This is a genomic window from Aminiphilus sp., assembly GCF_029975095.1.
Classification (GTDB): domain Bacteria; phylum Synergistota; class Synergistia; order Synergistales; family Aminiphilaceae; genus Aminiphilus.
In genome coordinates this window covers 1-13,009 of sequence record NZ_JARKPW010000137.1, presented here as the reverse complement: position 1 = coordinate 13,009, position 13,009 = coordinate 1, and the positions used below count along the sequence as shown (strand labels likewise).

General features: G+C 64.9%; 7 protein-coding genes. 3 read left to right on the top strand and 4 right to left on the bottom strand.

The genetic code is table 11. From position 1 onward, the window contains the following. Window positions 1-219 precede the first annotated feature (219 nt). Entirely contained in the window at window positions 220-1,527 is a 1,308-nt protein-coding gene (gene glyA / locus Q1K49_RS08340) for a serine hydroxymethyltransferase (protein WP_300524976.1), read from the bottom strand. Between the two features lie 372 nt (window positions 1,528-1,899). Here glyA and Q1K49_RS08335 point away from each other — a divergent pair, with 372 nt between their 5' ends. After that, window positions 1,900-3,147, top strand: a complete 1,248-nt coding sequence (locus Q1K49_RS08335; protein WP_300524975.1) for a Zn-dependent hydrolase — start codon at window positions 1,900-1,902, stop codon at window positions 3,145-3,147. 134 nt (window positions 3,148-3,281) lie between these two features. Here Q1K49_RS08335 and Q1K49_RS08330 read toward each other — a convergent pair whose 3' ends face one another. Then, window positions 3,282-4,457: an amidohydrolase gene (locus tag Q1K49_RS08330; protein WP_300524973.1), complete on the bottom strand. Its 1,176-nt coding sequence runs from the start codon at window positions 4,455-4,457 to the stop codon at window positions 3,282-3,284. A gap of 287 nt (window positions 4,458-4,744) precedes the next feature. On the opposite strand from Q1K49_RS08330, the gene Q1K49_RS08325 reads away from it, so the two are divergent. Then, window positions 4,745-7,171 (top strand): mechanosensitive ion channel domain-containing protein, encoded by a 2,427-nt coding sequence (locus tag Q1K49_RS08325; RefSeq protein ID WP_300524970.1) that lies wholly within the window; start codon window positions 4,745-4,747, stop codon window positions 7,169-7,171. Window positions 7,172-7,285: 114 nt separating this feature from the next. Here the strand turns inward: Q1K49_RS08325 and Q1K49_RS08320 are convergent, their stop codons facing one another. Together Q1K49_RS08320 and Q1K49_RS08315 are read right to left on the bottom strand one after the other, a co-directional pair. Then, window positions 7,286-7,717 carry a hypothetical protein gene (locus Q1K49_RS08320; protein WP_213692699.1) on the bottom strand — a complete coding sequence of 144 codons (432 nt, stop codon included), beginning with the start codon at window positions 7,715-7,717 and terminating at the stop codon, window positions 7,286-7,288. Window positions 7,718-7,738: 21 nt separating this feature from the next. Continuing rightward, complete coding sequence (locus Q1K49_RS08315) at window positions 7,739-9,616, bottom strand: DEAD/DEAH box helicase (RefSeq protein ID WP_300524969.1); 1,878 nt, start codon at window positions 9,614-9,616, stop codon at window positions 7,739-7,741. A 536-nt stretch (window positions 9,617-10,152) separates the two neighbouring features. Between Q1K49_RS08315 and Q1K49_RS08310 the strand changes: the two genes are divergently transcribed. After that, the gene (locus Q1K49_RS08310; protein WP_300524967.1) at window positions 10,153-12,990 is read left to right on the top strand and encodes a PAS domain S-box protein; all 2,838 of its coding nucleotides are present in this window, start codon (window positions 10,153-10,155) and stop codon (window positions 12,988-12,990) included. The last annotated feature ends 19 nt before the right edge of the window (window positions 12,991-13,009 follow it).

Genomic DNA, 13,009 nt, shown 5'->3' with positions numbered 1-13,009 from the left:
CCCCCGTTCCAGTGCGGCGTGCGACACCCACAATAACGCCTCCCGTGCGGCACACGCAAGCTCCCTTTGCGACCTCGCGCCTCCTCGGGAAGGGACGTTCCGCTCCGCCTTACCGCGGTGCGCTTTCTGCCGGAGAATGCGCACCGCGAAGCCGCCGGAGAGTGCCCCCGAAGAAACACCCTGAAGCAGCACCCCGAAAAAAGCGACGACTCAGAAACGCTAGGCGGATTCCCCGCCGGTTCCCAAAATATCCGTACCGAGAAAGGGCGACGCCGCCAGCTCGGACCGGGACATGTAGAGCGGATGGGCCAGACAGAGTTCCAGCACCTGTTCCCGCAGGCGCGCCTGTTCATCCTCCCCCGGCGCCTCCGGAGCGAGCATGCGGGCCATGATGTCCCCCACGATCTCCACATCCGCCACGGAAAATCCGCGGCTCGCCACACCGGCCGTACCGACGCGGATGCCGCTCGTCTCCGTGGGCTTTCGGGGATCGAAGGGAATCAGGTTCATGTTCACCGTGATGCCCACCTTTTCCAACCGCATCTCCGCCTCCCGGCCCGTGAGAGACGTGTTCCGCAGATCCACGAGGAAAAGATGATTGTCCGTGCCGCCCGACACGAGGGCGAAACCCCGTTCCTGAAGGCGTTTCGCCAACGCCGCCGCACAGGCCGTCACCCCGCGGGCGTACTCGCGGAAGGCCTCGGTGGCGGCGAGTTTGAACGTGAGGGCCTTGCCCGCCATGATCTGGGGAATGGGGCCGCCCTGAATACCCGGAAAGATGGCCTTGTCCACCGCGGCGGCGAACTCCTTCCGGCAGAGGATCACACCGCCCCGGGCGCCCCGGAGCGTCTTGGTGGTGGTGAAGGTCACGAAATCCGCGTGCGGCACGGGGCTCGGATGGATCCCTGCCGCGACGAGTCCGGCGATGTGGGCCATGTCCACCAGGAAGTAGGCCCCCACCTCCCGGGCGACGGCGGCGAGGCGCGGGAAATCGAGCGTCCGCGGATAGGCGCTGGCGCCGGCGATGAGCAGACGGGGACGCACCCTGCGGGCGATGTCCGCCACCTCGTCGTAGTCGAGACACCCCGTCTCCCGGCTCACGCCGTATCCCTCGGTGACGAAGAACTTGCCGGAGATGTTCGCCTTGCTTCCGTGGGACAGGTGTCCCCCGTGGCGTAGATCCATGCCGAGGATGGTATCCCCGGGATTGAGGACGGCCAGAAACACCGCGAGGTTCGCGTTCACCCCCGAATGGGGCTGCACGTTGGCGTGCTCCGCGCCGAAAAGAGCCTTGGCCCGGGTGGTGGCGAGGCTCTCCACCACGTCCACGAAACGGCAGCCTCCGTGATAGCGTTTCCCCGGGTAGCCCTCGGCGTATTTGTTCGTCAGTACCGACCCCTGGGCTTCGAGGATCACCTCGGGAACGAAATTCTCCGAGGCGATGAGCTCAATGGTGAGATTCTGTCTGGCCTTCTCTCCCTCGATGGCCGCGGCCAGCTCGGGGTCCATATAGTGCAGCAACTGCATCGTTCTCCACCTGCCCTCTTTCGGAAAATCTGCGCCCGGATTTCTCTCGACCGGCGCGTGTGTCATCTTACCATTTCCCGTATCTTCGATATACTTTGAGAACGCACCGGCCGGAAAAGATCGCGTTTTTCCGGAGACTCCCGAGAACGCCATGCCCGAAAGGGAAGACTGCTTCTCTTTCGAAGCCCCCCGACACAACCGGAGACGCGCCGCGAAGGACTGCCGGAACGATCTTTTTGCGAACGGAACGCACACAACGGCGGCGAACGGAGAAAGGCGCCCCGGCGGAAATCTCCCGGGAAGCCGCCGCGCCCCGTTGGGTTTGACACGGCCGACCCACAAAAATCACCGAAGAGAGGGCGAGAAACAACCATGAAGAGAACCGCGAGAGGACAGGACCTTGTCGTGAACGGCCCCCGGCTCCTGCAAAGCCTGGAGCGGCTGGGGCGCATCGGGTGGAACGGCGAAGAGGCGGGCATCACGCGCCTGGCCTTCTCCGACGAGGACAGACAGGCCAGACAGTTCTTTCTGGACGAGCTCGCCGCGTCGGGATACGTCTGCCGCATCGACGCCGCGGGAAACATCTTCGGCGTCCGCCCGGGCGGGGAGGGCGAGAACGCTCCGATCACGATGGGCTCCCACCTGGACACGGTGCATCAGGCGGGACCCTACGACGGTGCCTACGGCGTGCTGGCCGGACTGGAGGTGCTCCGCACCCTCGACGATCTGGGCATCGCCACGAGACACCCCCTGGCGGTGGCGAACTTCGTCAACGAAGAGGGCGCCCGTTTTCAGCCGGACATGATGGGGAGCATGATTCTTTCGGGAGCACTCTCTCTGGAAGAGGCCCGGACAAAGCGGGACGACGCGGGCATCTCCGTGGGAGAAGAGCTGGACCGCGACGGCTACGCGGGAACGGACCGGGTGGCTCCGGGCAAGTACCTGGAACTCCACGTGGAACAGGGCCCCATCCTTGAGGCGGAGGATCTCCAGATCGGCGTGGTGGAGGGCGTGCAGGGCATTGCCTGGTGGCAGGGGTTCTTTCTGGGACAGGCCGCCCATGCGGGGTGCACGCCCCTTGTGCTCCGCAAGGACGCCCTGCTCGGGGCGGCGGACCTCGCCCTGGCGGTCCGGGCTCTTGCGGAAGAACTCGGGGACGGCTCGGTGGCCACCATGGGGCGCTGCGCTCCCGAGCCGGACGTGATCAACGTCGTGCCCGGGGGCGCCCGCTTCACCCTCGATTTCCGCAGCTATGACCCCGAGCGGTTCGAACGGGGCAAGATCCTCGTGGAGGAACTGGTGCGGAGCGTGGCCTTCCGGAACGGACTCGAATACCGCCTCGAACAGGTGACGAACGCCCTTCCCGTGCGCTTCGACCCGACCCTCGTCGCCCTGGTGGAGCAGGGCGCCCGGGAACGGGGGTGCACCTACCGCCGCATGCGGAGCGGCGCCGGACACGACGCCCAGCTTCTGGCCCCGGTCTGCCCTGCGGCGATGCTCTTCATTCCCTCCGTCGGCGGCGTGAGCCACACCCCAAAGGAGTACTCCGCCCCGGAGGATCTCGTCCGGGGCGCGAATGTGCTCCTTGCCTGCGCCCTCGCCCTGGCGGAGCCGCTCTAGCCTTCCCGGAAAAACCCGGAGTGCGAGGCCCGCGGCGGAAATTGTCCACACCGCCGCGGGAGAGACCGTCGGAGCATCATTCGTGCGCGCACGCGGGCGCTTTTCGCTCCATCGGACAGGGGTGCCGCCGGATGCTATCCCCGCCGCCAGACCGGCTCGCCGTCGATGACGGTGGTCACGACCCTGCTTCGCGCATCCAGAGGATCCCCGTCCCAGAGGGCCAGGTCCGCGTCCTTGCCCGGATCGAGCGAGCCGAGACGATCCGCGAGATCGAGGTGTTCCGCCGCGGAGAGCGTCACCGCCCGGAGCGCCTCTTCCCGGGGAAGCCCCGCCCGGACGGCGAGGGCTGCGCAGACCGAGAGGTGCTCGATGGGCACCACGGGATGGTCCGTGATGATGCAGAAGTGCACCCCCGCACGATGGAGCGCGAGCGGCGTGTCCCAGGTCTTGAACCGCAGCTCGATCTTGGGTTTCCCCGTGAGGGTGGGACCCACCGCCGCCCTGGCCCTCTGCTCCGCCAGGAAGGGCGCGATGAGGTGGCCTTCCGTGCAGTGCTCCAGGGTGATCCGGAGATCGAACTCCCTGGCGATGCGCAGGGCCGTGACGATGTCGTCCGCCCGATGGGCGTGCACACAGAGGGGCAACTCCCCGTCGAGCACGGGCAGGAGCGCCTCCCGGGCGAGATGCCGCTCTTCCGATTCGCCCTTGGCGGCGGCCTTCTCCCGTTTGAGCCGATAGTTCAGCGCCTCGACGAAACTGTTCCGCAGGAGCGCCGCATTGCCCATGCGCGTGTTGGGAAGCTTGCCCTTGCTCTTGTAAACCCGGATGGGATTCTCTCCCAGGGCGGCTTTCATGGACGAGGGAGCCCGGACCACCATGCGGTCCGTCACATCCCGCCGCGTCTTGATCACCGCCCCCTGTCCGCCGAGCACGTTGCCGCTGCCGGGAAGGACCTGCACGCAGGTGACTCCCCCCGCGAGGGCGTCGTCGAACCCCGTGTCGCCGGGGTAGATGGCGTCCAGAATGCGCAGGTGAGGCAGCACGGGGTCCGTCATGTCGTTGGCGTCCTCCATGTCCTCGGGAAAGCCCTCGCAATAGACCCCAAGGTGCGTGTGTGCGTCGATCAGCCCCGGAGTGATCCAGATTTCCGGACCGCCCTCCGCCGGAACGTCCGGAAAACGCGCCGCCGCCTCTTCGGCGGGCAGAATCTCCCGCACCTTTCCATCCTCCACGAGCACCGCCGCGTTTTGCACGGACACGCCCCGCCCCGCCTCCACCGTACCGCCCAGAAACAACCGTCTCTGTACCACCGTAATCCTTCCTTTCGTGCGTTCCGGATTTCCCGGATTCCTCTGAAACCCCGTTCGCCTTCTTCGACTCCGTCGCCGATGAAACCGTTCTCCTGCGCACGCTTCTCCGGGGCTTCCCGGCATCTCCGGAACGCCCTGGTGTTTCGTTCACGACGCTCCCCGGAAGTGCCCGAAAATGGACCCCCGATGATTATACGGATCGATGCGGCCGGAAACAAACGTTGTTGCGTTCGCGCCCCTCCTGGGGTATGGTAGGATTATCCGTTCTTCGCGAAGGAGGTTTTGCCATGGTCCGCTCCTTCCCCACGCAGAACCGGACCGGTTCCTGCGCCCCTGCGCCTCGCAACCTCTCTCTTTCTTTCCTTGCGCTCGTGCTTCTTCTTGCAGGACTCTTGCGCGCAGGCGCCGCCGCGGAAGAGCCTTCCCCTGCGGCGCAATCCCCCGCGGCACCGACACAAGCAGCCGCCCCGTCATCTCCGACCTCCGCAGACATCCTTCAGAAACGCATCGAGGACGTGGAACGACGCATCGTCGCCGCGGAAAACGCCGTTTCCTCCGCTACCGCGGACGCTTTGGGCGTCTCTCTGGACGAACTGCGGCAGCGCGTTGCCATCCTCAGAGAAAATGCCGCCTATCTTCGCCGGATCAAACTCGCTCTGGAGGATCGGACGGTCCTCCAGAAGGAACTGGGCTCCCTCAGGGAAAAACTCGCCGCAGGAACGCTCGACGTCCCCCAACAACCGCCCTTCACGCTCTCCTTCTACGACGGCTACCTGGACCAGCTGGACACGCTCGCCCAACGGCGGGATTCCATCACCATGTCCCTCTCCATGTCCACCACATCCCTCGAAACGCTGAAAGCCCGGCTCGACGACATCGCCCGGCAACAACGGGCTCTGGCCGAACAAAAGGAGAAGGGAACGTCGGACCCGACGGAACGAAAGCGCATGGAATGGCGATCGGAACGACTCCAGCTCCTGCAGGAACTGGGAAACGCCAATCTCGAACAGCTCACCAGGGCCGTGGAGAACCAGAAACTGGAGCAGGAGATCGTCGCGGTCACCCGGGAAATTCTCACCCGGACCGCAAGCTGGATCAGCGAGAACGTGCACTTCGACCAGGAGGATCTGGACAAACAGGTTCAGGCACTGCAGACCCGCATGGAAAACCTCCGCAAGCGCATCGCCTCACTGATGGAACAACGCAACCGGGTGGAACGGGTCGCCATGCGGGCGCAGACGCTCGCTGCGGAAGCCGTGACGGACCAGGACAAGATCGTCACAACCGCACTGGCGAAGACCCTCGACGCCTTCCGGGAGTACTATCAGCGCGCACTGGAGTACTCGGAGGGCCGATTGGGCATTCTCTCGGACTTCGAGGCGATCTGGCGCATCCGCTACCAGTACATCGCAGACCGGGAAAAGGGCAAGGAAACGGACACGGAGAACATCAGAAAGAACGTCGAGGCTCTCCGGAGCGAGATTGCAACACTGGAGCACTCCATCCGGTTCTTCCAGGGATACCAGGTGACGCTCCAGAGTCGCATCACCGCTCTTCAGCGCGAGGAGGACAACGAAGCGCTTCCCTTTTACCGCCTCGTGTCCCCCCAGCTCCGAGGCGAACTCCGGGCACTGCGGGATCTGGCAGCGGACAACGGAGAGCACCTGTCCCTGCTTCTCCTGGCGAGCCAGCGCTATCAGCGCCTTCTTGAGAATCTGGAGAAGCACTACAGAGGGCTGAACATCAAGGAACGGGTGAACATCCTCTGGCAGGACCGGGTGATGAGCATCTGGAACATGGAGCTCTGGGTCATCGACAACCGTGCCGTGACGGTGCGGAAAGTGATCCTCGCCTTCGCCATCTTCTTCCTCGGCCTCTGGGGCGCCAAGGCGGGAACGCGCTGGCTGAACAAAAAGCTCCGTCGCCGCTTCGAGATCGAACGGGACGCCGCCGCGGCGATCCAGCGCATCATCTATTACGTGCTGGTGATCATCGTCTTTCTCTCCACCCTCAAGATGGTGAACATCCCTCTCACGGCCTTCACGATCATCTTCAGCGCCTTCTCGGTAGGCCTCGGTCTCGGGCTGAAGGACCTCTTCGCCAACATGGTGACGGGGTTCTTCCTGCTGCTGCACAAACCCTTCCGCACTCAGGACGTCATCGAGGTGAACGGTATCACCGCCACGGTGCAGGAGATCGGGGCTCGCTACACCATTCTCCGTACCTTCGACAACAAGGAAGTCATGATGCCCAACAACGTGTTCTTCACGAACCAGATCACCAACTGGACCCTCTCGGACAAGATCACCCGAAACAAGCTCACCGTCGGCGTGGGATACGATTCGCCCGCGGAGAAAGTGGAGGCCCTGCTCCTCGACATCGTGAGGAGCCATCTGAAGATCCAGAAAAAACCCGCGCCCTTCGTGGTCTTTCAGGATTTCGGCGACAGCGCGCTTCTTTTCGACCTCTACTTCTGGGTGGACATGAACATCGGCGTGGGGATGCGCGTCGCCAGCGACCTGCGCTTCCGCATTCTGGAGCGCTGCAGGGCGGAGGGCATCTCCATCGCCTTCCCCCAGAGAGATCTGCACCTGCACACGCCCCGCCCCCTGGAACTCCGCTTCGAGAACCCGGAACAAGCCCCCCGGCCGGGCCGGGATGGCGAAACACCGCCTTCCGCGGAAAAAGCCCCTCCGCCACCACAGGAGGTCTGAACGGAAAGAGTATCGGCCCGGGGGATGCAATGTCCCCGGGCCGATAATCTTTTTTAGCACAAGTACCCAGGATCGAACCGGACAGACCCTTCGGCGCGATCCGGCGCTCGCCCGCTACCGCTCTTCGGAGAGCGCCTCCTCCAGGGCGTCCTTCTCGTGTTCCAGAAGGCGTCGCTTGTCCTGAACGGCCTCGATGCACTGGAGCATGATTTCTCCCGAATGGGCGAGAAGGAACACCGCCAGAGCGAGATCCACATCGCCGGAAAAACGCTCCGCCAGCTCCTTCAGTGCCGCATCGTCCCCCCGAAAGCTCGGCGTGCAGGTGTAGCGGTCCTGGTCGTCTCCGACGATGGAGAAGGAAACGCCCTCGTAGGCGAAGGCGACGTCCCGCTCTCCCATCGCCACCACCCGGGCCATGGCGGTGAGGAACTTGGCGGCATCCTTCCTGACCTGGGCATTCGCGGCGTCGAGATCGTCCCCCCGCTGTTTCAGGTCGAGGCAGGCATTCCGCAGAGCCAGCACGTACTGGGAATAGGCGTAAGGCATGACGCACTCCTCCCTTCTGTCCTAACGCCCGCCGCTCCGTCTTCGGGAACGGGGGCGCCTCTTCGGCGAACGGCTGGGGGAATAAAACGCCCCCTGGGGCACCTCGCCGCTCTTTCCTTTCTTTTTCTTGCCCTTGGGGGAGTCTTTTCCCTTCTTCGCGTCTCCCCGCGGTTCTTCCGGAGAAGGCGACGTCCCACCGCCGACAGAAGCCTCCGGCGTCGCGTCGGATCCCGCGCCATCGGGGCGGCCGGGAGCGCCCCTCCCTTTCCGTTTTCCCGACGCGCTCCGGGTTTTCTCCCGGAGGAGTTCCGGGCGAGGCAAGGGCGTTTCGGAGCGGCTTTCGGAGATCTCCTGGAGACATTCCTCGAAGGTGAACACCGTCTCGTCAATACGCTCCACCTCCGCCTCCAGCTCTCCCATGCGGGCGAAGGAGTATCCCTCGGGGAGGGCATTGGCGAAACGCTTGATCTTCAGCAGTGCCTGGAGGCGATTTCGCTCGTACCGCTCCACGATCGTCGCGGCGGCGAGGGAGGAGGGACGCCCCTCCTCGCAGAAGAGCCAGGCCATCTGGAGGTTCTCGCCCACCTCCATCTCCTCGAACCAGATGTCCCCCAGCACAGCCCGGAAGCGGCGCCGGAGGTGGTGCGGCACGAGGCGCTTCACCCAGCGGTCCACGGAGCGGAGGGCTGCGCGGATCTCGGTGTACACGTCCCGGTAGTCCCGCTCGGGGAGGGAACCGAAGGCCACCGTCTCCGCCTCGCTGGAAGGAGTGGTCTCCTCCCGGAGCAGGCGTCCGAAGGCGGGCGCAAGGTCAATCCGGGCCGGCTCGGGAGTGCGGAAGAGCAGGTCCCGGTAGAGGTCGTCGATGAGAAAGTTCCGGTTCTCCCAGGGGCTGTCCGCGATCCAGGTGACGTAGCCCGTGTCGAAGTGTCCCTTCCGGCCCGCCCGCCCCGCCATCTGCAGGAACTCGTTCCGGGACAGGGGGCGGTCGTCGTGGTACCAGGCGAGCTGGGCGAAGACCACCGTCTCCGCCGGAAGGTTCACCCCCAGCGCAAGGGCGTTCGTCCCCACCACCACGTCGAGAATACGCTCCCGGAAGGCAGTCTCCACGAGGAGTTTCTCCTTGGGGAGCAGGCTGCCGTGGTAGAGGCCGACCCCCTTGTAGAGCGGCGGCGGCAGCTCCGCCACGCCGAAGATGCGGGCCATCTCCTCAAGCCGGTCGAGCATCTCCCGGGGCAGAGGGCGCCGCACCCCGGCGATCTGCTCCGCCAGCTCCTTCACGCCCTCCCGGGAGAAGACGAAGACCAGCGCATCCCGCACCTCGCCGGGACGGACGAGGGGCTTCTCCCGGAAAACAAGCTCCGTGGCCCGCTCTTCGTTCTCCACGAGGGCGAAGGAACGGCCGGTGACGCGGGCCAGATAGCTCCGGACATGTTCGGGATTGCCGAAGGTGGCGGACATGACGAGAATGGGAACATTCGGCGAGGTGGCCCGGATGCCGTCCACATAGGTGCGCGCCCGACGGCTGTCGGTGAAGATGTAGTGGAACTCGTCCACCACCAGGCGGATGCCGGGTTTACCCGCGTACTTGAGGGTGTAGATCTCCTGGGTGCAGCAGAGCACCCGGGCACCGGCGTTCTTCTTGAAATCCCCCGTCTCCAGCCCCACTTCGAAGCCGAGCCCCCGGAGGTCGAGATAGCGTTCGTTGGAAAGCGCCTTGATGGGGGCGGTGAAAATCACCCGCTCTTCCGGACGGCGCGTCTGTCCTTCGCGGTCCAGAAGCCCCGCCCAGAGATAGGCCACCAGCGTCTTGCCCGATCCCGTGGGCGCCGCCAGCACGGCGCTCTGTCCCTCGATCCGGGACCAGGCGTCGAGCTGCCAGGGATAGAAGGAGATCATGGCGCTTCCGCTCCGGAATGTCCGGTTCGCTCCTGCGGAGCGGCACGGCGGAGAGAGCGTTTTTTCCGGAAAGCCCGCCGTTCTGCGATAGATCTCATTCTCGTCCCTCCCGGAGCGTCGTCTCCTCCGGGGCGTCGCCTCCGCACGGTCCGGAGGAACTCCCGGAATTCTTCCACTTTTCGATTATGGCACAGCGCTCCGGGAACCGCAAAATTTCCCGAGCCGCTCCACTTCTCCACCCGGGTCACGGGAGGGAACGTTGCCTCCACCACGACCCGGAACCATCCGGGGAGAATTCTTTCGGTTGCGGAAAAAGCGTCGGATGGCGCAGGAGCGAAAATGTGACGCACAGGAGGACGCGCCGGTTTGACGAAGAATGCCGACGCCTCGTCCGGTTCATCTGCGTTTGCGGCTGGGGTCGGTCGATCCTTTCTGTCGCCGACGGGGCGATTTTTGATGGCGCTTGACGGCGGCGGCTCGAAAATCCGGGGGCGAGATATTTTCAGAAAGATGCCATTTTCCGGAAGAAGCATGATATGATGAAACGGCTTTTGGTCTTCCAAGCCCTGGTGTTTCGGGAAAAATCCCGCCCCTCCAGGGTGGATGTGCCCACTGGAGGCTGGAGGAACATGGGACTTCGACGACGCCTCGCTCTCGCTCTCGGCAGCATGTGCATCCTGATCTTCGCCGGACTCGGCCTCTTCTTCGGCGGCCTCTCTCCGGAGCATCCCCGTGCCGTTCCGGAAGCACTCCGCGAAGCCGCCACCCGACGATCCGTCCTTCCCGATCTTTTCGAGAGAATCGGGAAGGTGCTGCGTTCTCCCGAGAGAGGCGTCCTTCCGAAAATCCCCCTCTCCCCGTCCGTCCTGTCCCCGCTCTCCACCCAAGCGCCTCCTCCGGAGACGCCCCCGGCTTACCCTTTCTTCCCGGCCTTTCTCGCCGCCGGACTCGTGACCGCCCTTCTCGCCTATCTTCTCGTGCACCGACTCGTCCTCGCCCGTCTCCTCCGCCTCACGGAGGAGCTGCGGTACATCGGCGAAACGGGGGAACAGGGACGGCGCGTCACCGTGAAGGGAAAGGACCAGCTCGCCATGTTGGCGAACTCCGTGAACGACCTCATGGACGCCCTGGAAACGTCCATGATCCGGGAGCGGGAACATGCCACACGTCTGCAGGCACTGACGAACAACATCCCCGGCGCGGTGTACCGCAGCCGCAACGACGCCGCATGGACGAAGCTCTATCTGAGCGGACACTTTCAGGACATCACCGGCTACGATCCGGAGGAATTCCTCGGCGTCAACGGGCGGGGCTTCGCGGAGATCGTTCACCCCGACGATCTGGAGAAGGTGCGCACCGGCGTGGCCGAGAGCAGCCGGAAGGGACTTCCTTTCACGCTGGAATACCGCATCGTCCGCCCTGACGGCAGCGTGCGTTGGATCTCCGACCGGGGGCGAGTCGTACAGGACGAGCTGACGGAAAAGACCTGGCTGGACGGAGTGCTTCTGGAGGAGACGGAGCGACGACGCGCCCTGGAGATACTCGGCGAGTCCGAGGCCCGGCACCGGGCCATCTTCGAGAACGCGGGAAGCGCCATGATCCTCACCGACGAGGACGGAAGGGTCGTCATGGCCAACGAGGAGTTCTGCCGTCTCACGGGCCACTCCAGGGACGAGGTGGAACACCGCCTTTTCTGGACGACCTTCGTCCCCCCCGAAGAGCTGCCCCGAGTCCTGGAGATGACCTCCCGGCGGCAGAACGCACCGGAAACCGTTCCCCGGCGCTACGAAACGCGCCTGACGGACAGGACGGGAAGGTACCTGGACGTGATCGTCTGCACCGACCTCATTCCCGGTTCGCGGCAACAGGTGACGTCCTTCCTGGACATCACGGAGATCCGGACCGTTCAGAGCGCCCTCGAGGCGAGCGAACGCCGTTTTCGGGAGTTCGCCGAATCCCTTCCCCAGGTGGTCTTCGAAATGGACCTGGAGGGGACCGTCCTTTTCGTCAACAAGAACGCCGGAGTCACCCTCGGTTATTCGCCGGAGGAGCTCCGGAGCGGGTTCAACGCCCTTTCCATCATCGCCCCCGAGGACAGAGAACGCGCCCGGAACCGCATGCTCGAACGACTCCGTGGCGACGACGACCCTACTCCCGGCGAGTACACGGGACTCCGCCGGGACGGATCGCGCTTTCCCCTGGCGGTCTATCTCCGCCCCATCTCCGCGGAGGGGTGCCCCCAGGGATTCCGGGGGCTCATCGTGGACATGACGCGCCAGAAGGAGTTGGAGGAACGACTCCGCTTCTACAGCCTCCACGATCCCCTCACGGGGCTCTACAGCCGTACCTTCTTCGACGAGGAGCTGCTCCGCCTCAGCGCCGGACGGGACGATCCCGTAGGAATCGTGATCTGCGATCTGGACGGACTGAAATTCCTCAACGACACCATGGGACATTCCGTTGGAGACCGCATTCTCGCCGAGACCGCGCACATCCTCCGAAGAGCTTTCCGCAAGAACGACGTGCTGGCCCGCATCGGCGGAGACGAATTCGCCGCCCTGCTTCCCCGCTGCGACGGCGACGCGCTGGCCCGCATCGTGGAGACCATCTTCCGGGAGACGCAACGTCACAACGAGTCCCATCCGGCCCTTCCCCTGTCCATTTCCGTGGGACACGCCTCGGGAAATGCCGGGGAGGTCCGCATCGAGACGCTCTTCGCCGCCGCGGACGACCACATGTACCGGGCCAAGAACGACCGCCGGGAAACGTCCCGCCATTTCCTTCTGGAACGCCTGCGGAGAGCGCTCGATCTCCGGGCATTCAGCGACGGAGAGCACATGCGGCGTCTCGAACAGAACCTCCTCTCCCTGGCGGAGCCCCTCGGCATCCCCAGGGAGGCCCGGCAGCTTCTGCACTCGCTCGCGCACTGGCACGACATCGGCATGGTCACTGTGGACGAGTCCATCGTGCTCCGCCCGGGCCCCCTCGCGCCGGAAGAGTGGAAAGAAATTCGCCGCCACCCCGAGACGGGGGCGCGTATCGTCGCTTCTTTCCAGGACCTGGCGGCCCTCGCGCCGTGGATCCTGGCCCACCACGAGCGGTGGGACGGGGCGGGATATCCCCTCGGCCTCAAGGGCGAGGAGATCCCCCTGGAGAGCCGCATGCTCGCCCTTGTCCACGCCTACGACGCCATGACGTCCCCCCGGCCATGGCGCCCGGCCCGCAGCCCCGAGGAGGCCCGGGCAGAACTCCGGCGGTGCGCGGGAACCCAGTTCGACCCCCGCATGGTGGAACTGTTCCTCGCCCTGCCCGACGACTCCGAACGGGAAACCTACACCTCCGCCGATGTCTCCCGGGTGAAGGCTGCCCCCTGAGAGAGCGGACGTTGTGTGC